The sequence below is a fragment of the Xanthomarina spongicola genome (assembly GCF_003148645.1).
In the GTDB taxonomy this organism is placed as follows: Bacteria; Bacteroidota; Bacteroidia; order Flavobacteriales; family Flavobacteriaceae; genus Xanthomarina; species Xanthomarina spongicola.
Genome location: NZ_QGGP01000002.1, coordinates 71,819 through 96,638, shown reverse-complemented (window position 1 = coordinate 96,638; position 24,820 = coordinate 71,819). Strand labels below are relative to the sequence as shown.

Below are 24,820 nucleotides of genomic sequence, written 5' to 3'. Positions count from 1 at the left end.
TGTGGACCAACAAATGAGATTTCTATACCAACAATTTCTCAAGAACCAACAGATATAGTCTAAACGAAAAAGACCTTATTCCTTATCATTATCCATATAAAAGCAAATATCCGAGGCTTCTTCCATATTTATATAAAAACAATAAGTAAGACTTTATAAAACTAGATGGAGATTTACAGAATATAAAATATGGCACTAATTCGGCCAATAATTTCTTGATTAATTACTTTAAAGAGCATGATAGATTCAAGAACTCATTAGTTGTTATGGTTCGAACTAGCCATAATTCAAATGAATCTATTATAAAGCAAAATGTTAGAGTAACTTCTAGCATGTATGGAAACCTATAATAAATACGAAACAAAAAAGACTCTACGTTTAGAAATTTTCCAGCTGTTTTATTCATTCGTAAAACTTGAGATTCCATCTAGGTATGATATTATTTAAATGATTAAGAATGAAATGATTACTATTATAATTAACAAAAATGAATATCAGTTTATAAATCCAGAAATTCAATTCAATAAATAGAATACTAAAATTACCTGAATTATATAACAACTACTATAAACTAATTTTGAAACAATAATTCGTATTACTACGTATGGGCTATTTAGTTAAAAAATACTAACTTAGCATATCCTCCTGATACAAAACATTATAACAATTACATTTTGCATAATTATAGGTAATTTTTAAATTGTAAAACACTATTACAGACATAAACATATATGTAGACATTAAATTCCATTTAGTTTTTTTGAAAAAAAAAAGGACTAATAGCTATATAGACAAGCACTGTCATTTATAAAAAAAGAGTAACAAAGGAGCATAATAATCAACGTTATAGAAAATATAAAATGATAAAAAAAACAGCAAAAAATCTAGTTGAGGAATATCAGAATTGGAGTTATCATTCATCTCACAAAAAATCTGCATTTAGAATTTTAAAAAATATTGAGTCTGTTAATGGAAAAACGAATCCAAAATTTATAAAATTATCAAATGAATATGCTTCAGATATCTTAGGATGGAAAGGGTTTGCTCCATGGCTTCATGTTTATAGTGCAATGGCTAAAACTTTTAAAGAGGGGTGGATTCCTGACAATTATTATGGTAAAATAGTAGTTCCAAAATTGAAAGGAAACTATGGAGTAATAGCAGATTATAATTCATTAACCAGTCTTATCTTTAAGTCTTCATTTTTCCCAGATTGTTTATATTATGCTAATGGATTATGGTTTTCAACAGATTACCGAGTTATTTCAGATAAGGAAGTAAAGAACATTGCATTTAAAGAATCAGAAAAGGTTGTTTTTAAAATTGATAATTCACTTCAAGGTAGAGGGGTCTTTTTTATTGAAAAAAATAATTTCGACAGTCAAGAGTTAAAATCATTAGGTAATGGCGTCTTACAAAAATATATTAAACAGCATTCATTTTTTGAAGATATCATGCCAAATTCAGTTACAACCATACGTGTTACAAGCGTTATTAATGATGAAGGGATAGTATCTGTTAGAGCTTGCTATCTTAGAGTTGGTCGTGATTCAGATACACATGTTAAATCTGCTTCACATATAAGGGTTCCTGTTAACATTGCCACTGGTACACTTAATAAATATGGTTACACAACTAATTGGATTCAAATAGAAAATCACCCAGATACTAACTATTTATTTGATAAAAAACAAATTCCAAATTTCAACAAATGTATTGAAGCTGCACTTGATCTTCATAAAATGGTTCCATTTACTCGAAGTATTGGATGGGATATGATACTTGATGAGAATAACAATATACAAGTAATGGAGTGGAATGGGTCTCATAACGACATTAAATTTTCTGAAGCTACACAAGGACCTTGTTTCACTGATTTAGGCTGGGAAAAACTCTGGAAACTAAATTAACCTTTCCGTTTTTAAATCATTCTAATAATAATTTACTTTTAAATTTTAACCCCAAAAGTTTTAATTATATACCAAAACTACAGGTTCAAAAGACCAAAAGAATTTAACGTATTTAAGTAATAAAAAAGCAGGGGTTTTAATTATTAACTGAATATCAAGCTCCTAAGCATAAACTAATCTTACAACTCTACTAGACTGATAAACGAAAGGTCAAAAAAACCTATTCCTCCAACAACCCATTCATAAACTCTTCAAACTCTGTTGTAAACTCCTTATACTTTTCCCCAGTTGCTGGACCATTAAATCCTGTATGGATTTTACGTACTACTCCACTTTTATCTATAAAAATAGTGGTTGGATAGCTTAATACATGGTTCAACATGGGGAGTTTTTCTTGAGCAGACACTTTGCTGGCAGTACCAAATTGGGCCAATAGCACTGGATATTCTATATCTAATCGGTTTTTCAGTCTTTGGATATTAGCAAAGGCTTTGTCTTCGGTTTTGGTGTATTCAAATGCTAAACCAACAATCTCAAGGTCTTTGTCTTTATTGTTTTTGTAATATTTAGTCAAGTACTTGCTTTCATCCAAACAGTTAGGACACCAGGTTCCCATAATTTGCACCAAAACGACTTTGTTTTTAAAACGTTCGTCTTCTAAGGACTTCATATTTCCATTTTCGTCTGGAAAAGTAAAAGCCATTTTCTCGTAACCTTCCTTTAAGAAGGTTAGATCGTTAGCATCAGGTAATTCGAAAGCTTCGTTGCGTTTTGCTGTAAAAGGCTCTTTAAAATGATTTCCAGAGTAGAACATGCCATGCATAGAACTATCTGTAACGGTTGCTGTAAATAGAAAGGCATGAGAACCATCGAATGTTGAAAGTTTTAATTGGTTGCCATCTAAAACACCTTCTAGGTATCTGTAATCTCCAGTCGTGGTTCTAAAAGTTCCGGTTACTTTGTTGTTATCCTGTTTAAAAATACCTTTTGCAATGTATCTATCTTCTTCAGAGTCTGGACTGAACGTGGTTTCCCAAATACCAGACAGATTTGCAGTCGCTTTGTTTGTAGCTTCAAACCGATTGCTCTTTCCGTAGATAGCTTTAAAAGGAACTGATCTGTTTAAATCTTCTTTTATGTAGCTTCCTTTTAATCCTTCATTTGTAATAGCTGCTGCAATATAACTATCGAACACTGGAGGTTTTATAAAAATAGAATCGCTTCTATAAGTTATTTCATCGACTTCAATCACTTCTTCAGCATTAAAGATGTTTAGTTTACTTTCAGATAACACCTCAAAAACAAAAGGCATGTCGATACTATCGTTTACTTTTAAAACAGCTTGATAGGTTCCTATCTGCAAGGTTTTTGGTACTTGTTGTTTTTCCTCTTTGCAGGAAACTAAAACAAGGAGAATAAAAAACAGAGGGTATATTTTCATAATACTAATTATTTATATTGAAGAGATTCTTCGCTTAGCTCTGGATGACAATTTGCATTAAAAGAAAAAAGCGACCAGTTGGTCGCTTCATCTTATTTATTTTTCTTCGGATTAAATATTGGAAGCAATTGGGTCGAAACTTCACCAAAACCAATTCTGGTGCCATCTTTTTCGCAATGTCCTCGCATAATAACCGTATCGTAATCATTTATAAACTTACGTTCTGTGCCATCTTTTAATTTTAAAGGCTTCTCTCCTCTCCAAGTTAATTCTAACATAGAACCATAAGAGTCTGGTGTTGCGCCAGATATAGTACCACTTCCCATCATGTCTCCAGAATTTACTGGACAACCATTAACTGTATGATGCGCTAATTGCTGCACCATATTCCAGTACATGTATTTAAAGTTTGATTTACTTACAACAGTTTCTTTTGCTGTTTTAGGTTTGATGGCTACTTCTAATTTAATATCGTAACTTTTCTTCCCCTTATATTGTAAATAAGGCAATTGTGGTTTTAATGGTTTTGGACTCTCCACACGATAAGGCTCTAAAGCATCCAGTGTTACTATCCAAGGTGAAATAGAAGACGCAAAGTTTTTAGCTAAGAAAGGTCCTAATGGTACATATTCCCATTTCTGAATATCTCTTGCAGACCAATCGTTAAATAATACGAGTCCAAAAATATACTCTTCGGCTTCATCAATTGGAATTGGTTCTCCTAAATCGTTAGCATCTGTAGTAATAAAAGCCATTTCAAGTTCGAAATCCACTAATTTCGATGGTCCGAAAACTGGCGTATCGCTTCCAGCTGGTAATGTTTGTCCTTGTGGTCTATGAACAGGGATTCCAGAAGGAATAATAGAACTACTTCTACCATGATATCCAACAGGAATGTGCAACCAGTTAGGCATTAAAGCATTTTCTGGATCTCGAAACATGGTTCCTACATTAGTAGCATGTTCTATACTTGAATAAAAATCTGTGTAATCGCCAATTTGTACTGGCAATTGCATTTCTATTTCGTCTAAGCGAAATAAAACAGTCTCTTTATTCTTCTTATTATTTTTTAAATCGTCGTTTTCTGCATCAAAAATATGAGCAATTCTATTTCTAACTAAACGCCAAGTTTTTCTTCCGTCAGCTATAAAATCGTTTAAAGAATCTTGAAGAAAAATATCGTCGGTTAACGGAATCCCTTCAAAATAACCTAATTGGTGCAAAGCCCCTAAATCTATGGCTGTATCTCCAATTCGCGTTCCGATGGTAATAATATCGTCTCGTGTTAAGAACACTCCAAAAGGAATGTTTTGAATAGGGAAATCTGAGTTTTTATCGACGTGTAACCACGATCTTCTATCTGGATTGTTAGCTGACATTGGCATAACTTGTAGTTAATTAATTGTTATTAAATTCTATTCAAACCTACATAACTTTTTATTTTTATACTAATAATAAAGAGAAAATGTCGTTTCGCTTTCTGTAAAAAAAGATTTATTAAAAGCGAAGTAAATATATGTTTTTTGATGTATTAAACTAATCAATTTGTTATTTTTGACATGATTTTAACTATAACTAAAATTTATGCAACGCGACGAACAAATATTTGAATTAATTGAAGCTGAGAAACACAGACAATTAGAAGGCATTGAATTAATTGCTTCAGAAAATTTTGTAAGCAACCAAGTAATGGAAGCTGCTGGTTCTGTTTTAACTAATAAATATGCTGAAGGCTATCCTGGAAAACGTTATTATGGAGGTTGTGAAGTTGTTGATGAAGTAGAACAATTAGCCATTGATAGAGCAAAGACGCTATTTAATGCAGAATATGTAAACGTACAACCACATTCTGGCAGTCAGGCCAACACAGCTGTTTATGCTGCTTGTTTAAAACCTGGAGACACTATTTTAGGATTCGATTTGTCACATGGTGGTCACTTAACACATGGGTCGCCAGTAAACTTTTCTGGGAAACTTTACAATCCTGTTTTTTATGGTGTAAAAAAAGAAACTGGTTTAATTGACTACGACCATGTTGCTGAAGTTGCAGAAAGAGAAAAACCTAAACTAATAATTGCTGGAGCATCTGCTTATTCCAGAGATATGGATTTTAAACGTTTTAGAGCTATTGCAGACAGTGTTGGCGCTTTACTTTTAGCCGATATTTCGCATCCAGCTGGATTGATTGCCAAAGGTATTTTAAACGATCCACTACCACATTGCCATATAGTAACTACAACGACACATAAAACCTTACGTGGTCCAAGAGGTGGTATGATTATGATGGGACAAGATTTCGATAATCCTTTTGGATTGACTTTGAAGAATGGAAATTTACGTAAAATGTCTTCTTTATTAGATTCTGCTGTGTTTCCTGGAAACCAAGGAGGTCCTTTAGAGCATATTATTGCTGCTAAAGCTATTGCTTTTGGCGAAGCTTTAACCGACGAATATCTGCACTACATGTTACAGGTTCAGAAAAATGCACAAGCTATGGCTAAGGCATTTGTAGATAGAGGTTACCATATTATTTCTGGTGGTACAGATAACCATATGATGTTAATTGACTTAAGAAACAAAAACTTGACTGGAAAAGATGCCGAACAAGCTTTAGTTAAAGCAGATATTACTGTCAATAAAAACATGGTTCCTTTTGATGATAAATCGCCATTTGTAACGTCTGGTATTAGAATTGGAACACCAGCAATTACAACTAGAGGTTTGAAAGAAGCTGATATGGAAGGGATTGTTGCTTTGGTAGATGAAGCTTTAATGAATTATCAAGACGAAAACAAACTAACTGTTATTGCAGGAAAAGTGAATGCCATGATGAGCGACTTACCTTTGTTTGCTTAAGCTAATAACATATATATTTAAAAATAAAAAACCTGCAGATTTAGCAGGTTTTTTTATGTGTTCTATTTTTCATGTGAATTATTGCAAAGCTCCTGTTTTATTCCGTTTTGAAATTAAAAGTATTTTGTTAATATCATTTTCAATATCGTCTTTGATTATTTTTTAATTTAGAGTCTAATTTTTTAGACATGTGCTTTTCAACTTCATTACGTAAAAATAGAGAGGAAATAGAGAAAAAACTGCTAAGTCAGATGCCTGCTAATTTTAAAATCCCATTGGAATACGAGCCATATTATCATTTGAACGGATTTACTCATGGTAATTTTTATATTATAAAAATGGATGAGCAAGAATCCATTTATCCTGCAAGTTGGGGTTTAGTTCCAGATTGGGCAAAACAAGATCCTAAATCGTTTCTAAAAAAGAGTAATACACTAAATGCAAGAAGTGAAACAATATTTGAAAAGAGCTCTTTTAAACAAAGTGCTGAAGAAAAAAGATGTTTAATCTTAGCAGATGGATTTTATGAACCACATCACGAAAATGGTTTGTCTATTCCGTATTTCTGTTATCAACCTTCTGAAGAATATCCAGAAGGAGATTTGTTTATGTTTGCTGGACTTTATACAGAATTGGATGACAACTTGTTTACAGCAACAATTATTACTATTGAGGCCAATGATTTTTTCTCAGAAGTTCATAACAAAAAAAAACGAATGCCATTAGTATTAGCAGAAGATTTATATGAAGATTGGCTTGATGATGGAAGTAATTCTCAAACTTTAAATGAGCTTATGGCACATGGTTTTACTTCTAACAAATTTCAAGCGCATCCAGTTAGTAGAGATTTATATAAAAAAGGAATAAACACTAACAAGCCTTATATAGTTGTACCTGTAGAAAAAAATACACTTTTTTAGTTATGGATTTAAAGATATTACATTACAAATGTCAAAGAGTTGTTAAAAGTGCTTTTGAAGACTTCAAACATTATATAAAAAACGCCATTTTTGAAGTAAACGATTCCATAGTAGAGATAGAATTAAATTCTATGAAACAAACAATTATCACTAAGATGAATAATTGGTTTGCAGATAGTAATTATTCTGAAAAACAGTATGTTTATATGAAACATGTAATTTCCTATTATGAAGATATTGCTATAAAAACTGCATTAAGATTTGCAAAAAAACATTATCGTGAAAGTTGAATTTTATCTAAAACATAATATGCTGATATGCTCCAGAATCTGGCGAAGCTGTTCTATTAACTTCCAAAATATCTAATGGTACCTGTCCAGCAATAATTAGATTTCCTAGACCGTTTGCAGCAGATTCCTCACCAATAATCATTTCATTGGCATCTGTATCCATGAAATCTGGATTTTCATTAAATAGATTCCCTTCATATAAAGCAGGATTATTGAAATCGTAATTTTCGCCTGTAAAATTGTTATTAATATCGTCAAACCTCAACAAACAATTGGTAAATTTAAAATTGAATACCACTCCAGGATCTTCAATTTCATCTAAAATAAATTCTGGATTATCGTTTCCGTAGATAATACAGTTGTTAAAATTAGCTTCAGTTAAATCGGTAATAAATCTAGTATCTGCTGTATCGAAAAAATTGTTCACCAATAAGGCTGGAAATTGTCTAAAACTGTTATTCCAGTAATTGGCAATCGTACAATGTGTTAAGTTATATTTTCCACCATAGGTTGCAGCAAAAGAACTTTGTCCAGAATTATTAATAATAAGGTTTTCGGCAAGTATAGACGTATTTCTTCCTAAAATTCCAAAATTACTTGAGTTGTATACTTGCGAATTCGTTATGGTTAATTTGTTATTTATAGCGTCTGGATTTCCTTCACTTAAAATACCAACTGCTGCGTTTTTTATGGTTGCATAATTAATAATATTATTAACACTTCCATCGATTAGCCAAATAGTTCCCCATTGACCTGGCACATCTGAAAAAGAAGGTTCCAGTCTGTCTCCTTCAAAAACAACTTCGTTCTCTAATAAATCTTGATCACTACTATACATTCCATTAACATGCAGGCTTGCATCTTCTGCTACTAAAATTCCAGAATTTGCATGAAAATGCACACGTGCTCCAGCTTCAATAGTTAGGGTTTCGTTATTTGGAACAGCAGCATAACCATAGACTACATAAGGCTTCTCATTAGTAAATGTTAATTCACTAGGCAATAAATAACGTCCTTGAATTTCTGTTTCTACAACCTCTCCTCCAATATTTAAAGTCAACGTTTCTATAACTCCAGTAGTATTGTCTTTATCAGGATAGATAAAAACAGCATCTTTAACCAAGGTAACTAATTCTACCGATTGGAAGTTTGACCCAGAATCGAATTCTATTTTATCTGTGTAAAGAAATTCACCATTTAAATTAGGCAAATTATTAATATCTATAGTTGTCTCAATAAACACATACATACTGTCTTTGGCAAGAATCTCCACATTTTCAAACGTTTTCCCTGAAATACCATCGACATTTAATCGATACTCCGAATCTTCGCCTAAAGCTAGACGAATAGATGGAATACTAATATCATCGCTACTTCTATTATATACTTTTAGATTATAGGTACTAGAACCAATATTAGTAAAAACTGTATCTAAATAAACGGTGTCTTTAGAGAATTCTAGATTTCCTGTACTTGGACCAAAATCAAGATCTTTTCGACAAGAATTTGTAGAGATTAATATACCTAGGCAAAATATAATGTAAAAAGCTTGCTTCATTTTTTAAATGATAATTTATTAAATATACACGATGTGCTTGGTAAAAATATAACTTTTGAATTGATGATTTAGTATGAAAGTAATTTTTTAGTGAAATAATTTTACAACCTGATTAGTAATTCGGGCTGGTTTATTAGTTTCATAACTCATAAAACACCAAGTTGTTTCTGATTTTGCCAGCAATTTATTGGTTTTATTATTAAGAATTTCTACGATTCTAGTTGAAGTAACACCTTCAGATTTTATTACGTACGTTTTTAGATTAAGTACATCGTTAAGAAATGCTGGACTTTTATACTCTATAAAATGTGTTAGCATAATCCAGAAATTAGATTCTCTAAGTTCTTCTGGAGCAAACTCAACCCAATGTTCTTTAGCAACTTCTTGAACCCATTGCACATATCGTACATTATTAACATGATTTAGTTCGTCTAAATCGTCTTCAGTAACTGTTAATAAGGATTCGTATGTCTGCAAAATTAGTTTTCTATAATTTCTACTTCAAATAATTTATCCCAACGCTTACCAGTAATAAACAAGGTTTGTGTATCCGGATTGTAAGCAATACCATTTAATACATCTAGTTTAGGATGTTGGGTTACTTTTTTTCTTAAAGGCGTAAAATCGATAACACCTTCTACTGCTCCATTTTCTGGGTTTATTATGGCTACACCATTTTTATTATAACGGTTGGCATAAATTTTACCATTAACCCACTCGAGCTCGTTTAACTCTACTACTTTTCCTTTGTTATGGTAAGCCTGTATATAACTTTCTTCGGTTAAAGTTTCTGGATTTAATGTCCATATTTTTTTGGTACCATCACTCTTATAAAGTTTCTTTCCATCGTTACAAATTCCCCATCCTTCAACGCTATTTCCATATTTAAAACTTCCCGTTTTCTCAAATGTATCTACATCGTAAACAAATCCTGTACCTCTTTTCCAAGTAAGCTGGTAAATTTTATTATTTAAAACAGTTAATCCTTCACCAAAATACTCGTCAGCTAAATCAATATTTTTTAGCACTTCTCCTGTTTTGTAATCTACTTTTCTAAGTTTGGATTCTCTATACTGACCTGTACTTTCGTATAATTCGCCATTATAAAACTCTAATCCTTGCGTGTAAGATGTAATATCGTGTGGATATTCATTTATAATTTTATATGAATACACTTTAGGAGTTTGATTATTTAAAAGTGTAATAGTTTGTGATATGGTTTCAGTATCATCGCCTAATTGTAACTTTGCTTCTATAGTATGATCTCCAAGTTTTAAAGACTTTAAGTCCACCTTTTCTGAAATTACAGCTCCATCAAGCATAAACTCTACAGAAGAAATTTCATGTTTTTTAGGATTAGAAATCTCCAATTCTAAAGTTTTATCAATAGTAATTGCTTGTCCTTCGGCATTTATTTTTATAGAAATATCATTTTTTTTCTGAGCAGAATTACTACCACAAGAAATTAAAAAACTTCCTAAAAATATGATTGTAAGATATTTAAATGTATTCATTTTGACTTTATAAATTTTGAGCAAGTTATTTATTAAAATTCAGTTTAAAAAATCATTGTGATAAATTTAAAAGATTGTATCTTTGCACTCGGCAAGTCCTACACAACCAGCTCCTGTTGAATCCTCCAGGGTGGGAACACAGCAAAGGTAAATGGTCGTAGCGGTGTGATGTAGGTAGCTTGCCTTTTTTTGTGCCTTAAACTCAAATATTGAAAGCTATAGCTAATCAAGATTTTTTAGTTTAAACACCTTCCTTTGATGTTGAAAATTCTGCTGTAAATAGATTATATCTCAACTTTAAAAGTCTCTATCATTATTTTTATTATTGTATTTTTGAAATTCTAAATTAAGAATATGTCTAAAGTTGTTTTAATAACTGGTGGTTCTTCAGGAATTGGAAAATCGGTTGGTGAATTTTTAAACTCAAAAGGTTATATAGTTTATGGAACCAGTCGATCTCCAGAAAAATATCCCTCAAGTAAATTTCCAATTGTTGCATTAGACGTAACGAATAATCAAACTATTACTCAAGCTATTGAAGCTGTTCTTTCTAAAGAAGGACGTATTGATGTATTAATTAATAATGCTGGAGTTGGCATTACTGGTCCAATAGAAGAAATTCCTGAGGCAGAAATTAAAAACAATTTCGAAACCAATTTATTTGGACCTATTAATGTAATTAAAGCCGTTTTACCAAGTATGAGAGAACATGGTTCAGGCTTAATTATTAATATTACATCTATTGCTGGATATATGGGTTTGCCTTATCGAGGTATTTATAGCGCAAGTAAAGGTGCTTTCGAATTAGTTACCGAAGCCTTTAGAATGGAATTAAAAGATTTTAATATACACATGACTAATGTAGCTCCTGGAGATTTTGCTACAAATATAGCTTCCGGACGTTATCATGCTCCAATTATTGATAGTTCCCCATATAAAAAACCTTATGGCAATACGTTAAAACTTATGGATACTCATGTTGATTCTGGTAAAGATCCATTACTAATGGCAAAAGCTATTTATAAAATAATTAATACACAAAACCCAAAAATACATTATAAGGTTGGAGAGTTTATGCAAAAGTTTTCTATTGTGTTAAAAAGAATCCTTCCAGACAAAGTTTATGAGAAACTACTGTTAAACCATTATAAATTGTAATTTTGCAATTCGATAAAATACAACTAAAACAAACTCATTTTCCTTTCTAAAGGAATTAAAAAATTAATATTTATGAAATTTTTTATTGATACTGCAAATTTAGACCAGATTAAAGAAGCACAAGATTTAGGCGTTCTTGATGGTGTTACCACAAACCCATCTTTAATGGCAAAAGAAGGCATTACTGGTCATGATAACATTTTAAAACATTACGTAGACATTTGTAATATTGTTGATGGAGATGTAAGTGCTGAAGTAATCTCTACAGATTTTGAAGGCATGGTTCGCGAAGGTGAAGCTTTAGCAGAATTACACGAGCAAATAGTTATTAAATTACCAATGATTAAAGATGGTATTAAAGCTTGTAAATATTTTAGTGATAAAGGTATAAAAACGAATGTGACTTTAGTGTTCTCACCTGGTCAAGCTTTATTAGCGGCTAAAGCTGGAGCAACTTACGTTTCTCCATTTATTGGTAGATTAGATGATATTTCTACAGATGGTTTAAACCTGATTGCTGAAATTCGTCATATTTATGATAACTATGGTTTTGAAACTCAAATATTAGCAGCATCTGTTCGTCATACCATGCATATAATTGATTGCGCAAAACTTGGATCTGATGTTATGACTGGTCCTTTAAGCGCTATTGAAGGCTTGTTAAAACATCCATTAACAGATAGTGGACTTGCTAAATTTCTTGAAGACTATAAAAAGGGAAACTAGCATTAATTATTTAAAAAAAAGCCTCAACAATAGTTGAGGCTTTTTTTATTGATTTATTGCACCAAGAAGCTCTTCTTCAAAATTAATTGAAAACATATTAGTATGGGCATTTTCAATTAACCCTTTGCCATTAACAATAATTACTTTATTTATTGGATATATGGCTAAGGCTTGTTTAGCTTCTTTAGGATATTTAAAAATATATTCTGTTTCATCTAACAAATTATATTTTTCTAATGTTTTTTTCCAAAGTTCCTTATTCTCATTATTAGCATTTATTCCAACAAATGCTACTTCTGGATATTTTATTTTAAGTTCATTTACTTTATCATGGCATTCTTTCACATGCATTAAATTTGCTTGAGACCAAAAGAAAAACACACTTGGTTTATTATTGGTAACGAAACGTAAATTCAACTCGTTATTATGAACATCAAAAACTTTAACATCTGGTAATTTATTTCCAGATTTTAATTCTTTTAGAGATGAAACTATATTGCTTACATATTCTTTTTGGTCGGTATTTGTACTCTTATCAATGAAAGATTTTAAGATTGCGTCGTAATTTTCAACATTTTTATTATTACTTATAAATTCAATAGTTGAACCTGCTATAATAAAGAATTTTTAATATCTTCATTTTTCATCAGGCTATCAATTAAATTCAATTTAATTAAACTATAATCTAAAGACTGCCTATTAAAAATATTATCTTTAGAACGTTTAAAATGTTCAGCTAAAGCCATATTTTCAAAATGATGTTTTAAAAATGAATAATAAGAGAAATAATCTTGTAAGTTATTCTCATTATAGTTTAATTGACCTCTATAACTATAAAAATCTTCTGGTAAGCTTTCTAAAATTTCACGTTCAGTATACGTATAATTAACAAAAGGATAAACTTCCTTACTTAAATAATAATCATAGTTTATATTAGCTTCAACTAATTCTTTAAACAAAGAAGACGTAGTTTGTTTAGCACTAAATATTTGCAATTTGGCTAATTTACTATCTCGAATAGAATCTAACTTATCCTCAAACAGGACTGCAGATAATTGACTGAACCCCAAAATAGCTTTTTCTTCAATCTCGCTATTTAGAAATAAGTTAATTAAGTAATTATTCTTTTTCGCTCCTTTTCCTGTAAATACTAATGACTCATCAAATTCCATTGTATTTAACCTAAACATAATACTATCATTCGGTTCTAAAAGCACCATTTGCAATTCTACACCATGGTGAAATGTATACAACCCAGGTTCCATATTAGAAATCTTATAAGTAAATCTGTTTTTATCTGTTAACGAGATTGTATCTAGAACTTCTTTTCCTTTTGATAATATGACATAACTAGAAGTAGGATTTATTAATTCTCCACCAATAAAAGCAACATCACCTTCATCTTCCTGTTTAGAATCTTTTTTACAAGAAACAAGAGTTACTACAAATAATAATATTAAATAAAAATACTTCATAGTTTTTTCAATAAAACTCAATATAGTTACTATTAGCTACAAAAGTAAAAGTTGCTTGTTAAAGGTGTTGTTAATTCGTTGTTAAATATTAATAAGATTGGTTTTGTTTCATGTTGTTGTTGGTTTTTTCTACTTTTGCAAAACTTACAAGAAAAATTTATGTCAAGGAGTAAAATTTATTATTTTGTAAGTTCACCAAGTCCAATTTATTAAGTAATAATTATCTGAGTAAAAATTAAATCAAACAAACATGTTATCAGTTTCTAATTTATCTGTTCAATTTGGAAAACGCATACTTTTCGATGAAGTAAACACGACTTTTAATCAAGGTAATTGCTACGGTATTATTGGTGCAAATGGCGCTGGAAAATCTACTTTTTTAAAGATTTTAGCTGGAAAACAAGATCCTACATCAGGTCATGTTCATTTAGAGCCTGGAAAACGTATGTCTGTTTTTGAACAAGACCACTCACTTTACGATGATCATACAGTTTTGGAAACTATAATTATGGGTAATAAACCACTATTTAAGTTAAAGACTGAGATTGATGCATTATACGCTGATTACACTGATGAGAATGCAGAGAAAATTGGTGAGTTACAAGTCCAATTTGAAGAAATGAATGGTTGGAATGCAGATAGCGATGCTGCTGCTATGCTATCTAACTTAGGAATCTCAGAAGATTTGCATTACACTTTAATGAAAGATTTAGACGGAAAACAAAAAGTACGAGTGCTAATTGCTCAAGCACTTTTTGGTAATCCTGATGTATTAATAATGGATGAGCCAACTAACGATTTGGATTATGAAACCATTTCTTGGCTTGAAAACTTTTTAGCAAACTATGATAATTGTGTTATTGTTGTATCTCACGATAGACACTTTTTAGATGCTGTTTGTACTCACATTTCCGATATTGATTTTGGAAAAATTAATCATTTTTCTGGTAATTATACCTTTTGGTACGAATCGTCTCAATTAGCTGCAAGACAACATGCACAGCAAAATAAAAAGGCTGAAGAAAAGAAAAAGGAATTAGAAGAATTTATTAGACGTTTTTCTGCCAATGTTGCTAAATCTAAACAAGCAACAAGTAGAAAGAAAATGATTGAGAAATTAAATATTGCAGATATTAAACGTTCTAGTCGTAGATATCCAGCAATTATTTTTGATAGAGACAGAGAAGCTGGAGACCAGATATTAAACGTTGAAAATTTATCTGCATCTTTAGATGGAGAAGTACTTTTTAGCAAGATAGATTTAAATTTAGTGAAAGGAGATAAAGTGGTATTGTTTTCTAAAGACTCTAGAGCTACAACAGCCTTTTATCAAATATTAAATGGAAAAGAAAAGGCCGATTCTGGAACTTTTAATTGGGGAATTACAACTACACAATCTTATTTACCATTAGATAACAGTGAGTTTTTTCAGAATGATTTATCTTTAGTAGATTGGTTACGTCAATGGGCTAAAACTGAAGAAGAACGTGAAGAAGTACATATTCGTGGATTTTTAGGAAAAATGATATTTAGTGGAGACGAAGCACTAAAAAAATCGAATGTCCTATCTGGTGGAGAAAAAGTAAGATGCATGTTAAGTAGAATGATGATGGTTAGAGCAAATGTATTAATGTTAGATGAACCAACAAACCATTTAGATTTAGAAAGTATTACAGCTTTTAATAACTCATTAAAAAACTTTAAAGGAACCGTTTTGTTTTCAACTCACGATCATGAGTTTGCTCAAACAGTAGCAAACAGAGTTGTAGAACTAACACCTAATGGAGTTATTGATAGACATACAACTTTCGATGAGTATATGCAAAACCCAAAAATTAAAGAACTGCGAAATAAAATGTATGCAGTTACTGTATAATAAAAAGGCTCTGTAAAAACAGAGCCTTTTTATTTATTTAAGATTGTAATTCTGCAGTTACACTTTCAACTATAGGAACTGCTTCATCCAGCTCGTCTTCACTAACAAAAATTTCTTGATAACCTGGAATTGAAGATCCAAATCCAGCTAATCTTCCAGATTCTGTTTCGTCTTTTACAATTGGACTTATTCCAACTGCCTCCAACTTATCTACAATTAATTGCGCTATAATAAAACTACCTGTATATATTTTTTGATAACTTGATTCCATATTCTTTATAATTAAGCATTCTCTTAAAGATACAAAATAACAATCTAAAAAGATGTTAAGAATAATAAAATATTAGAAAATAGTTTAGCCATGATACTGGTCAATTTCAAAAAAAACAACAAAATATCTCATTATAGAATTATATGATTATATTTGTTTAATATTAAATTAATTAAATTATTACAATGAGTAAAGGAACAGTAAAATTTTTCAACGATTCTAAAGGATTTGGATTTATTGTTGAAGACGACACAAACAAAGAACATTTTGTACACATTTCTGGATTAATCGATGAAATTCGTGAAGGTGATGCAGTAGAATTCGATTTACAAGAAGGTAGAAAAGGAATGAATGCAGTAAACGTTAAAGTATTATAATATATATTTAACTTATTGATGAAATTAAAAAGCCTGCTAAATGCAGGCTTTTTTATATCTAATAATTAAAGTTTTTATCTCAACTCTGCTCCTAGTTCCTTTTCAAAATTCGCCTGAAGCTTTTTCATTATTTTATCTATTTGTTTATCTGTAAGTGTTTTGTTTTCATCTTGAAGCGTAAAACTAACAGCATAACTTTTCTTTCCATCTGGTAAATTTTTTCCTTGATAAACATCGAACAAATTAACATCTTTTAGCAACTGCTTTTCAGTTTGATTTGCAATTTTATCAATATCTTCAAATGTAATTTTATCGTCTAATAAAAGAGCGAAATCTCTTTTAACTTCAGGATACTTTGGAATGCTATTAAATTTAACTGTTTGGTGTTTTGCCATTTCAATAACATGATCCCAATTAAAATCGGCAAACATTACATCTTGAGAAATACCAAAATGCTTCAAAATAGATTTCTTAACTAAACCAAATTCAACTAATTTCTTCTTTCCAATTGAAAAAACAACACCTTCGCTAAACACATCATTTTTAATTGGAGATGCTTTAAAATTTGTCAATCCTAATCGCTCTAAAACACTTGTTATTGTTCCTTTTAAATAAAAGAAATCACTTGGTCTTACTAAAGAATTCCATCTTTCTTTATGTCTATTCCCAGATACAAACATTGATAAATGCTTGTATTCTTCACGTGTTCCATTGAAATCATGGTATGTTTTACCAAATTCAAACAACTTTAAATTGTCTCTTTTTCTATTAATGTTATGACTAATATTCTCTAACCCAGAAAATAAAACAGACTGACGTAAAACGCTTAAATCGTTACTCAATGGATTAAGCATTTCTACGTTAAATTCTTCTTTTAATTGCTCACTTAATTCTATATAATCAGGAGATGTTAAAGAATTAGTTAAGGTTTCATAAAACCCTTGAGAAGCTAATTGATTCCCAACAACATTTTGTAATTTATAGTCTTCAAATCTAGATGTATTAGAGATTGAAGCATTAAGTTTATCGGTTGTTTTTATATTATTATAACCATACACACGAAGAATTTCTTCAATAATATCTGCTTCTCGTTGCACATCGTTTCTATAAGCAGGAACGGTTAAACCCAGACCTGTTTCAGTAACATTGTTTATTTTTATATCTAAAGACATTAGAATTCTCTTGATTATATCTCTAGGAATTTCTTCGCCAATTAATTTTTTAGCATTATCGAAACTTAAACGCACTTGGAAATCTTCAATTTTATTAGGATAAAAATCCGAAACATCGCTAGTTATTTCACCTCCTGCAATATCTTGAATTAATAATGCTGCACGTTTTAAAGCATATTCAGTAATATTTGGATCGATACCTCTTTCAAATCTAAATGAAGCATCTGTATTTAAATTGTGTCTTTTAGCTGTTTTTCTAATACTTACAGGATTAAAATAAGCACTTTCTAAGAAAATACTTGTTGTAGCTTCTGTAACACCAGATTCAATACCACCAAATACACCAGCAATACACATAGGTTTTTCGGCATTACAAATCATTAAATCATCTTCATGCAATTCTCTTTCTACCTCATCAAGAGTTATAAACTTAGTTCCCTTTGGCAGTGTTTTTACTTCAATTACATTACCTGTTATTTTAGCTGCATCAAAAGCATGAAGTGGCTGTCCTAACTCATGTAATACATAATTTGTAGCATCAACAATATTATTCTTAGGAGTCAAACCAATAGCTTTTAATCTGTTTTGCAACCAGCTAGGAGATTCTTCTACTTTAATACCAGAGATAGTAACTCCACAATATCTTGGAGCTAAGTCTTTATTTTTAACATCAACATCTACTCTTAATGTTCTATTATCTACATGAAAAGCACTTACAGAAGGTGTAATTAATTCTATATTAACCTCTTTTTGAAGCAATCCTGCTTTTAAATCTCTTGCAGCACCTAAGTGACTCATGGCATCTGCTCTATTTGGTGTTAGTCCAATCTCGAAGACATAATCGTTTTCAACTTCAAAAATATCAGCTACCAATGTACCAACTTTAAGTTTGGAATCAAGAACCATAATTCCATCGTGAGATTTACCTAATCCCAGTTCGTCTTCAGCGCAAATCATTCCAAAACTCTCTTCGCCTCTTATCTTTCCTTTTTTTATAGTCCAAGCTTCGCCTTCTTCAGTATATAAAGTAGTACCAATAGTAGCAACTGGTACTTTTTGTCCAGCTGCAACATTTGGAGCACCACAAACAATTTGTAGTGGATTCTCTAAACCAACATTTACAGTAGTTACTTTTAGCCTGTCTGCATTAGGATGCTGAACACATGTTAAAACCTCTCCAACTATTATACCTTGTAAACCACCTTTTACAGACTGAAAAGACGTAACACCTTCTACCTCAAGACCTAAGTCGGTAAGTAATTCACTAATTTCATCTGGTGTCCAAGTAGTTTTTATAAATTGTTTTAACCAATTGTAAGAAATCTTCATGTTTGCTTTGTGCTTTAAGATGGCAAAGATAAAATATTGCTTTAAAGCATTCAAACAAAGCATTAAAAATTGCTATTAATAAATAATTAAAACTGAAATTTGCTTAGATTTACATTAACCATATATTATTACAATTGTTAAAAAATTAACATTTTGGCATTATAATTGTGATAAATGTCCTACATCTAAACTAATTCATATGAAATCAAATCTACTCTCCATTCTATTGTTTCTAGTTGTTTTAACCATTTCTAGTCAAGAAAATTTTTCAGAACAAACAAAAGATTATTTATCAGGAAACACTTATTTAACAAGTGTAGATAAAGAAAATTTTTATTTACACACCAATAAGACTACTTATTATTCGGGTGAAAAAATTTGGTTTAAAGCTTATGTTGTTGAAGATTCTAACAACAAACCAAGTTATACGACTTCTAATCTATTTTTGAATTTCTATTCACCAGAAAAAAAATTAATAAGCAGTCAGCTTTTTTATGTCTCAGCTGGTTTTACCTATGGTGAAATAGATTTGAATCCAGAATTAATTCCTGGAACTTATTATATTGATGTTGATACACATAAAAATAAAAATTTTAAAAATGGTTCTGTTATTCCTATTGAAATATTAAGCACTACTAAAGATCAAGCTGAGACCATTACACCAATTGCTGTTGAGAGCTCAAATTCAGTTAATAGCGAAACACATTATACTATTAGTTTTTATCCAGAAAGTCAAACCATTCTAAAAGACGAAACAAACAATATAGCTTTTACCATAAAAAACAATCAAGTTCCTGTTAAGGCTTCTGGAAAAATTATAGATAATAATACTGGAGAAACCATTTCAAATTTTATGAGTGATAAATATGGAATGGGCAGATTTAATTTACTTTATAATAGTTCTTATTCTGCAGTTTTAAATATAAATGGAGTTGAAAAATCTTTTTTTCTACCTAAAGCAAATCCTCTAGGTTTTATTATACAGAAAAAATTACATTCTAGCAACGAAAACACAACTTCCATCTTATTAAAAACAAATACTCAAACAGCTTCTAATTACCATAAAGAGTCTTTAATATTGGTTTTACATAGAAATGGATTTGCAAAATCTGTTGCACCTATTGAAATTAACAAAGAGACAGCCAATTATCAAATAAACTTTTTAAAGGAAAATTTATTTTCTGGCATAAACACATTAACCTTATTCGACAAGAATAACAAGCCAATTTCTGAATATTCTTTTTGGAACGCACCAGAAAACATTGAATTAGAAGTTACACAATTTGAAGCTTCAACCGATTCTCTAACTCTTAATTTTAGTATGCTTAACAAATTGGCTGATGCCAATTTAAGTATTTCTGTGTTGCCTGAAGCAACCATTTCTTATAACAACCAACAAAATATTATAACAGAATTTCAACTTGCTCCATATGTAAATACAACTAGTTTTAGCCTAGCAGATTTTTATAACGAAACCAAAGGCAATAAACACAGCATGGATTTGTTAATTCAAACAACACTAAAAAGTAATAAAATCATCCATAATTTAAAATCTGAAAACGATTTAGTATTTAAACCAGAACATGGTGTAAAAATTAGAGGTACTATTAATAATACTAAAGATAAAGATTTGTCTAAACATCAAGTCATGTTATCTTCAACCGAAAACAATATTTTACTTGTAAAACCATTAAAAGGTGAAAAACAATTTGAATTTGACAGCTTAATGCTGGCACATCCTTCAAAATATAAATTGGCACTTTTAAATGAAAAAGGACAAATTGAAAAAGCCCATTTCTACATCTATAAAAACTTCAACCAATATCGTCCAGATAGTTTATTAACAAAAACAGCACAAGCATATATTAATACTAAATTTGAAGCAATTTATCAAGTTGAAGACGAGTATGTACCATTATTATTAGATGAAGAAATTTTGGATGAAGTTTTAATAAAGACTAAAAAAGAATCAGATAAAGAAATCTTAACAGAAAGAATTGAAGATAAAGTAAGAGCTAAAGGATTTACTAATATATATATTCCAGACGAAAAAACGTTTATTGGTGCAGATGTAATATTTTATTTAAGAACACTTCCAGGAGTTCAAGTGTTTCAACCAGATACAATCAGTCTTTACATATTAAACACAAGAGGAAGAAGGTCTCTTATAGGTGGACCTCCTATTTATCTTATTTTTTTAGACGATATCCCATTGAACGATCATACAGATTTAATTGGTATGCAAATGTTTGATATTGCCTCAGTAACCATAAACTCCAGTGGATCAGGTTTTGGGCTTCGTGGTACTGGTGGTGTAATTCATTTATATAGCAAAACAGGACAGTTAATGAAAGGGATTGGAGAAGTAATAAACCCAGACATTCAAGTAAGTGAAAGCGAATTTGGTTTTAGTTTACCAACAGAAACATTTAAAAATTCTGAAATATATTTTCCTAATCAAACGTCTGAAGAATTATACAGCACAATTGATTGGGTCCCTAATTTTTATTTAAACTCTAAAACGCCTAATTATTTAACCATTAGCACGAAAAAGAACCAAAACATCAAACTGTTTATTAATGGTATGAATGCTAATGGGCAATTGGTTTATAAAATGGTAACCATATCTAAAGAATCTAAATAAAAGTATCTAAATTCAAATCGTTAATAGATCCATGTGATGCATGTGCTACTACTACTCCATTTTTAATAATGAGTAATTGAGGCGACTCATGCATCACTTGAAATTTATAACCTGTTTCGTTAGAGACTTCTCGGTAATTTAATAAATCCAGATAATACAAATCTAAATTAGTTTCAGATTGATTATATGCATCAACAAACTGCTTCATAACCATTCTACTTATCCCACAACGTGTAGAATGCTTAAATATAACTTGTGTTTTAGTTTTAGATTTTTCTGCTATTTCTTGCAATTGTTCAACTCTCGACAAGGCAATCCAAGGCAATAGCTTTTCTTCCTTAGGTTCAGACGAACCACTAAATATTTTATTAAATAATCCCATAGATTAATATTATTATCATTCCCATCTTCATGGAAATCAAATTATTTTTTATATAAGTCGAAACGAATATAAAATCTTACAAACTGACTAAAAGTCACGCTATCATTAGAGTTTTCAGACATTTTGTCTTGCTTTTTGAATTGGTAAGATAATTGACTTATAGTTCGTGTAAACATAAAGAATAAAAATATCATTCAGATCGATAGTGAAGAATGTAAATAAATAATAAATATGAACTTAAACAATTATACCATAAAATCGCAAGAAGCTATTCAGCAAGCACAACAACTTGCTCAAAGCTTAGAGCATCAACAAATAGAAAATGAGCATCTTTTTAAAGCCATTTCTGAAGTTGATGAAAACGTACTACCATTTATCCTAAAAAAACTGAATATTAATATTCCGGTTTTACTACAGGCTGTAGATAAGCAATTAGAAAGTTATGCTAAAGTATCTGGTGGAGACATCATGTTGTCTCGTGAAGCTGGAAAAACACTTAACGAAGCATCAATTATTGCTAAAAAAATGAAGGATGATTATGTGTCTATAGAACATGTAATCCTGGCTATTTTTAAATCCAATAGTAAAATTGCTCAAATGTTAAAAGATCAAGGAGCTACAGAAAAAGAATTATTAGCGAGCATAGATGAGTTAAGAAAAGGAGACCGAGTAACATCACAAAGTCAGGAAGAGACTTATAATTCATTAAACAAATACGCTAAGAATTTAAACCAATTAGCAAGAGATGGTAAATTAGACCCTGTTATAGGTCGTGATGAAGAAATACGTAGAATTCTTCAAATTTTATCTAGACGAACAAAAAACAATCCAATTCTTGTAGGAGAACCTGGAACAGGTAAAACTGCCATTGCTGAAGGTTTAGCACACAGAATTGTAGATGGAGATATTCCTGAAAATTTAATCGATAAGCAAATTTTTGCCCTTGATATGGGAGCATTAATTGCTGGAGCAAAATATAAAGGAGAGTTTGAAGAGCGTTTAAAAGCAGTAATCAAAGAAGTTACAGAAAGTGATGGAGATATTGTGTTGTTTATAGACGAGATTCATACACTTGTTGGAGCTGGTGGTGGCCAAGGCGCCATGGATGCTGCAAATATATTAAAGCCTGCATTAGCTCGTGGCGAATTAAGAGCTATTGGTGCAACAACGTTAGATGAGTATCAAAAATACTTTGAAAAAGACAAAGCTCTAGAAAGACGTTTTCAAAAAGTTATGGTCAATGAGCCAGATACAGAAAGTGCTATTTCTATTTTGCGTGGAATTAAAGAAAAATACGAAACACACCATAAAGTTAGAATTAAAGACGAAGCTATTATTGGCGCAGTAGAATTATCTGAACGCTATATTACTAATCGTTTTTTACCAGATAAGGCTATTGATTTAATGGACGAAGCTGCATCTAAATTACGTATGGAAATCAACTCTAAACCTGAAGAATTAGATGTTTTAGACAGAAAAATCATGCAATTAGAGATCGAAATTGAAGCCATTAAACGTGAAAAAGATGAGGCAAAATTAAAATCATTACGCTCAGATTTAGCGAATTTAAAAGAAGAGCGAAATGAAATAAATGCCAAATGGAAAAGCGAAAAAGAAGTAGTTGATAATATTCAAACTGCAAAAGCTAATATTGAAGACTTTAAACTTGAAGCCGAACGTGCTGAACGTGATGGAGATTATGGTAAAGTAGCTGAAATTCGCTATGGAAAAATTAAAGTAGCTCAAGAGAATTTAGAAAAACTTCAAAAAGAATTACAAGAAAATCAATCTGAAAGCTCGTTAATTAAAGAAGAAGTAACTTATGAAGATATAGCAGAAGTAGTTGCCAAATGGACTGGAATTCCAGTAACTAAGATGATTCAAAGCGAACGTGAAAAACTATTAAAGCTGGAAGATGAGCTACACAAACGTGTTGTTGGACAAGAAGAAGCCATTATTGCAGTAAGTGATGCTGTAAGACGCTCTAGAGCTGGTTTACAAAACCCACAAAAACCAATTGGAACCTTTTTATTCCTTGGTACAACTGGTGTTGGTAAAACAGAGTTAGCAAAAGCTTTAGCAGAATACTTGTTTGATGATGAAAATGCAATGACAAGAATAGACATGAGCGAATATCAAGAACGTCATGCTGTAAGTAGATTGGTTGGAGCACCTCCTGGATATGTTGGCTACGATGAAGGTGGACAATTAACAGAAGCTGTTAGACGTAAGCCTTATTCTGTTGTACTACTAGATGAAATTGAAAAAGCGCATCCAGACACCTTTAATATATTACTTCAAGTTTTAGATGAAGGAAGGCTAACAGACAACAAAGGACGTGTTGCAGACTTTAAAAACACCATAATTATTATGACTTCTAATATGGGAAGTTCTATAATTCAAGAACGTTTTGAAGCTACTCAGGATGTAGAATCTGCTATAGAAGCAGCAAAAATTGATGTATTGGCTTTATTAAAACAAAGTGTAAGACCTGAGTTCTTAAACAGAATAGACGACACTATTATGTTTACTCCTCTAACAAAAGATAATATTACAGACATTGTTGGATTACAATTAAAAGGCCTTACAAAAATGCTTGCACAACAAAACATTACGTTCGATGCAACTAAAGAAGCCATTGCTTATTTAGCTGAAAAAGGTTATAATCCAGAATATGGAGCTAGACCTGTAAAAAGAGTCATTCAAAAAGAAGTGCTTAATGCGCTTAGTAAAGAAATATTGTCTGGGGAAGTTACAACAGATAGCATTATTCTTCTCGATGCTTTTGATAACAAATTGGTGTTTAGAAATCAATCTAGTTTAGTAGCAGAAGAATATTAAATAATAAAACGAGAAAACAAACGTTTTTCATATAAGTTGGTTAGTTAATTGAAAAAGCAACGTAAATCTTAAAAGAGGCA

20 protein-coding genes and 1 other RNA gene are annotated in these 24,820 nt (G+C 30.8%); 11 read left to right on the top strand and 10 right to left on the bottom strand.

What is annotated here, in order from left to right; all coding sequences use genetic code 11:
- Positions 1 to 860: 860 nt before the first annotated feature.
- On the top strand, positions 861 to 1,910 hold the full coding sequence (locus LX78_RS04455; protein ID WP_109681451.1) for a sugar-transfer associated ATP-grasp domain-containing protein: 1,050 nt from the start codon (positions 861 to 863) through the stop codon (positions 1,908 to 1,910).
- Positions 1,911 to 2,130: 220 nt separating this feature from the next.
- On the opposite strand, the gene LX78_RS04450 is transcribed toward LX78_RS04455, so the two are convergent.
- Positions 2,131 to 3,351 (bottom strand): TlpA disulfide reductase family protein, encoded by a 1,221-nt coding sequence (locus tag LX78_RS04450; protein ID WP_109681450.1) that lies wholly within the window; start codon positions 3,349 to 3,351, stop codon positions 2,131 to 2,133.
- A gap of 92 nt (positions 3,352 to 3,443) precedes the next feature.
- Positions 3,444 to 4,736 (bottom strand): fumarylacetoacetase, encoded by a 1,293-nt coding sequence (gene fahA, locus LX78_RS04445; RefSeq protein ID WP_109681449.1) that lies wholly within the window; start codon positions 4,734 to 4,736, stop codon positions 3,444 to 3,446.
- A gap of 199 nt (positions 4,737 to 4,935) precedes the next feature.
- Between fahA and LX78_RS04440 the strand changes: the two genes are divergently transcribed.
- The 3 genes from LX78_RS04440 to LX78_RS04430 all read left to right on the top strand — a co-directional run bounded on the left by LX78_RS04440 (position 4,936) and on the right by LX78_RS04430 (position 7,417).
- Positions 4,936 to 6,207 (top strand): serine hydroxymethyltransferase, encoded by a 1,272-nt coding sequence (locus LX78_RS04440; RefSeq protein ID WP_109681448.1) that lies wholly within the window; start codon positions 4,936 to 4,938, stop codon positions 6,205 to 6,207.
- A 188-nt stretch (positions 6,208 to 6,395) separates the two neighbouring features.
- Positions 6,396 to 7,127, top strand: coding sequence for an SOS response-associated peptidase (locus LX78_RS04435; RefSeq protein ID WP_109681447.1), 732 nt, complete (start codon positions 6,396 to 6,398; stop codon positions 7,125 to 7,127).
- A gap of 2 nt (positions 7,128 to 7,129) precedes the next feature.
- Entirely contained in the window at positions 7,130 to 7,417 is a 288-nt protein-coding gene (locus LX78_RS04430; protein ID WP_109681446.1) for a hypothetical protein, read from the top strand.
- A gap of 7 nt (positions 7,418 to 7,424) precedes the next feature.
- Here LX78_RS04430 and LX78_RS04425 read toward each other — a convergent pair whose 3' ends face one another.
- The 3 genes from LX78_RS04425 to LX78_RS04415 all read right to left on the bottom strand — a co-directional run bounded on the left by LX78_RS04425 (position 7,425) and on the right by LX78_RS04415 (position 10,489).
- Positions 7,425 to 8,975: a hypothetical protein gene (locus LX78_RS04425; RefSeq protein WP_109681445.1), complete on the bottom strand. Its 1,551-nt coding sequence runs from the start codon at positions 8,973 to 8,975 to the stop codon at positions 7,425 to 7,427.
- A gap of 87 nt (positions 8,976 to 9,062) precedes the next feature.
- A complete protein-coding gene (locus tag LX78_RS04420; RefSeq protein WP_109681444.1) occupies positions 9,063 to 9,452 on the bottom strand; it encodes an acyl-CoA thioesterase in 390 nt (129 codons plus the stop codon).
- Positions 9,453 to 9,454: 2 nt separating this feature from the next.
- Positions 9,455 to 10,489, bottom strand: coding sequence for a glutaminyl-peptide cyclotransferase (locus tag LX78_RS04415; RefSeq protein ID WP_109681443.1), 1,035 nt, complete (start codon positions 10,487 to 10,489; stop codon positions 9,455 to 9,457).
- A gap of 89 nt (positions 10,490 to 10,578) precedes the next feature.
- Here LX78_RS04415 and ffs point away from each other — a divergent pair.
- From ffs to fsa, 3 genes are all read left to right on the top strand, one after another.
- Positions 10,579 to 10,677, top strand: an RNA gene (gene ffs / locus LX78_RS04410) — signal recognition particle sRNA small type.
- Between the two features lie 166 nt (positions 10,678 to 10,843).
- Entirely contained in the window at positions 10,844 to 11,647 is an 804-nt protein-coding gene (locus tag LX78_RS04405; protein WP_109681442.1) for an SDR family oxidoreductase, read from the top strand.
- 72 nt (positions 11,648 to 11,719) lie between these two features.
- Positions 11,720 to 12,373 carry a fructose-6-phosphate aldolase gene (gene fsa / locus LX78_RS04400; RefSeq protein ID WP_109681441.1) on the top strand — a complete coding sequence of 218 codons (654 nt, stop codon included), beginning with the start codon at positions 11,720 to 11,722 and terminating at the stop codon, positions 12,371 to 12,373.
- A 45-nt stretch (positions 12,374 to 12,418) separates the two neighbouring features.
- On the opposite strand, the gene LX78_RS14895 is transcribed toward fsa, so the two are convergent.
- Positions 12,419 to 12,790, bottom strand: coding sequence for a hypothetical protein (locus LX78_RS14895; protein ID WP_245881471.1), 372 nt, complete (start codon positions 12,788 to 12,790; stop codon positions 12,419 to 12,421).
- Positions 12,791 to 12,984: 194 nt separating this feature from the next.
- Positions 12,985 to 13,848 carry a hypothetical protein gene (locus LX78_RS14890; protein WP_245881470.1) on the bottom strand — a complete coding sequence of 288 codons (864 nt, stop codon included), beginning with the start codon at positions 13,846 to 13,848 and terminating at the stop codon, positions 12,985 to 12,987.
- Between the two features lie 250 nt (positions 13,849 to 14,098).
- On the opposite strand from LX78_RS14890, the gene LX78_RS04390 reads away from it, so the two are divergent.
- Positions 14,099 to 15,724, top strand: a complete 1,626-nt coding sequence (locus LX78_RS04390; RefSeq protein ID WP_109681440.1) for an ABC-F family ATP-binding cassette domain-containing protein — start codon at positions 14,099 to 14,101, stop codon at positions 15,722 to 15,724.
- Positions 15,725 to 15,761: 37 nt separating this feature from the next.
- On the opposite strand, the gene LX78_RS04385 is transcribed toward LX78_RS04390, so the two are convergent.
- Positions 15,762 to 15,995: a putative signal transducing protein gene (locus LX78_RS04385; RefSeq protein ID WP_109681439.1), complete on the bottom strand. Its 234-nt coding sequence runs from the start codon at positions 15,993 to 15,995 to the stop codon at positions 15,762 to 15,764.
- Positions 15,996 to 16,180: 185 nt separating this feature from the next.
- Here LX78_RS04385 and LX78_RS04380 point away from each other — a divergent pair, with 185 nt between their 5' ends.
- Positions 16,181 to 16,372: a cold-shock protein gene (locus LX78_RS04380; protein ID WP_109310084.1), complete on the top strand. Its 192-nt coding sequence runs from the start codon at positions 16,181 to 16,183 to the stop codon at positions 16,370 to 16,372.
- 74 nt (positions 16,373 to 16,446) lie between these two features.
- Here LX78_RS04380 and pheT read toward each other — a convergent pair whose 3' ends face one another.
- Positions 16,447 to 18,873, bottom strand: a complete 2,427-nt coding sequence (gene pheT, locus LX78_RS04375) for a phenylalanine--tRNA ligase subunit beta (protein ID WP_109681898.1) — start codon at positions 18,871 to 18,873, stop codon at positions 16,447 to 16,449.
- A 199-nt stretch (positions 18,874 to 19,072) separates the two neighbouring features.
- On the opposite strand from pheT, the gene LX78_RS04370 reads away from it, so the two are divergent.
- On the top strand, positions 19,073 to 21,517 hold the full coding sequence (locus LX78_RS04370; RefSeq protein ID WP_146192541.1) for a Plug domain-containing protein: 2,445 nt from the start codon (positions 19,073 to 19,075) through the stop codon (positions 21,515 to 21,517).
- Here LX78_RS04370 and ytxJ read toward each other — a convergent pair.
- Positions 21,510 to 21,899, bottom strand: a complete 390-nt coding sequence (gene ytxJ / locus LX78_RS04365; RefSeq protein ID WP_109681437.1) for a bacillithiol system redox-active protein YtxJ — start codon at positions 21,897 to 21,899, stop codon at positions 21,510 to 21,512. The genes LX78_RS04370 and ytxJ overlap by 8 nt on opposite strands.
- Positions 21,900 to 22,130: 231 nt before the next feature.
- On the opposite strand from ytxJ, the gene clpB reads away from it, so the two are divergent.
- Entirely contained in the window at positions 22,131 to 24,740 is a 2,610-nt protein-coding gene (gene clpB, locus LX78_RS04360; protein WP_109681436.1) for an ATP-dependent chaperone ClpB, read from the top strand.
- Positions 24,741 to 24,820: the final 80 nt, after the last annotated feature.

Bases quoted from the DNA above. Each gene is read 5' to 3' on its own strand.
- LX78_RS04455 (WP_109681451.1), top strand. From the start codon at position 861: ATGATAAAAAAAACAGCAAAAAATCTAGTTGAGGAATATCAGAATTGG.
- LX78_RS04450 (WP_109681450.1), bottom strand. From the start codon at position 3,351: ATGAAAATATACCCTCTGTTTTTTATTCTCCTTGTTTTAGTTTCCTGC.
- fahA (WP_109681449.1), bottom strand. From the start codon at position 4,736: ATGCCAATGTCAGCTAACAATCCAGATAGAAGATCGTGGTTACACGTC.
- LX78_RS04440 (WP_109681448.1), top strand. From the start codon at position 4,936: ATGCAACGCGACGAACAAATATTTGAATTAATTGAAGCTGAGAAACAC.
- LX78_RS04435 (WP_109681447.1), top strand. From the start codon at position 6,396: ATGTGCTTTTCAACTTCATTACGTAAAAATAGAGAGGAAATAGAGAAA.
- LX78_RS04430 (WP_109681446.1), top strand. From the start codon at position 7,130: ATGGATTTAAAGATATTACATTACAAATGTCAAAGAGTTGTTAAAAGT.
- LX78_RS04425 (WP_109681445.1), bottom strand. From the start codon at position 8,975: ATGAAGCAAGCTTTTTACATTATATTTTGCCTAGGTATATTAATCTCT.
- LX78_RS04415 (WP_109681443.1), bottom strand. From the start codon at position 10,489: ATGAATACATTTAAATATCTTACAATCATATTTTTAGGAAGTTTTTTA.
- LX78_RS04405 (WP_109681442.1), top strand. From the start codon at position 10,844: ATGTCTAAAGTTGTTTTAATAACTGGTGGTTCTTCAGGAATTGGAAAA.
- fsa (WP_109681441.1), top strand. From the start codon at position 11,720: ATGAAATTTTTTATTGATACTGCAAATTTAGACCAGATTAAAGAAGCA.
- LX78_RS14890 (WP_245881470.1), bottom strand. From the start codon at position 13,848: ATGAAGTATTTTTATTTAATATTATTATTTGTAGTAACTCTTGTTTCT.
- LX78_RS04390 (WP_109681440.1), top strand. From the start codon at position 14,099: ATGTTATCAGTTTCTAATTTATCTGTTCAATTTGGAAAACGCATACTT.
- LX78_RS04385 (WP_109681439.1), bottom strand. From the start codon at position 15,995: ATGGAATCAAGTTATCAAAAAATATATACAGGTAGTTTTATTATAGCG.
- LX78_RS04380 (WP_109310084.1), top strand. From the start codon at position 16,181: ATGAGTAAAGGAACAGTAAAATTTTTCAACGATTCTAAAGGATTTGGA.
- pheT (WP_109681898.1), bottom strand. From the start codon at position 18,873: ATGAAGATTTCTTACAATTGGTTAAAACAATTTATAAAAACTACTTGG.
- LX78_RS04370 (WP_146192541.1), top strand. From the start codon at position 19,073: ATGAAATCAAATCTACTCTCCATTCTATTGTTTCTAGTTGTTTTAACC.
- ytxJ (WP_109681437.1), bottom strand. From the start codon at position 21,899: ATGGGATTATTTAATAAAATATTTAGTGGTTCGTCTGAACCTAAGGAA.
- clpB (WP_109681436.1), top strand. From the start codon at position 22,131: ATGAACTTAAACAATTATACCATAAAATCGCAAGAAGCTATTCAGCAA.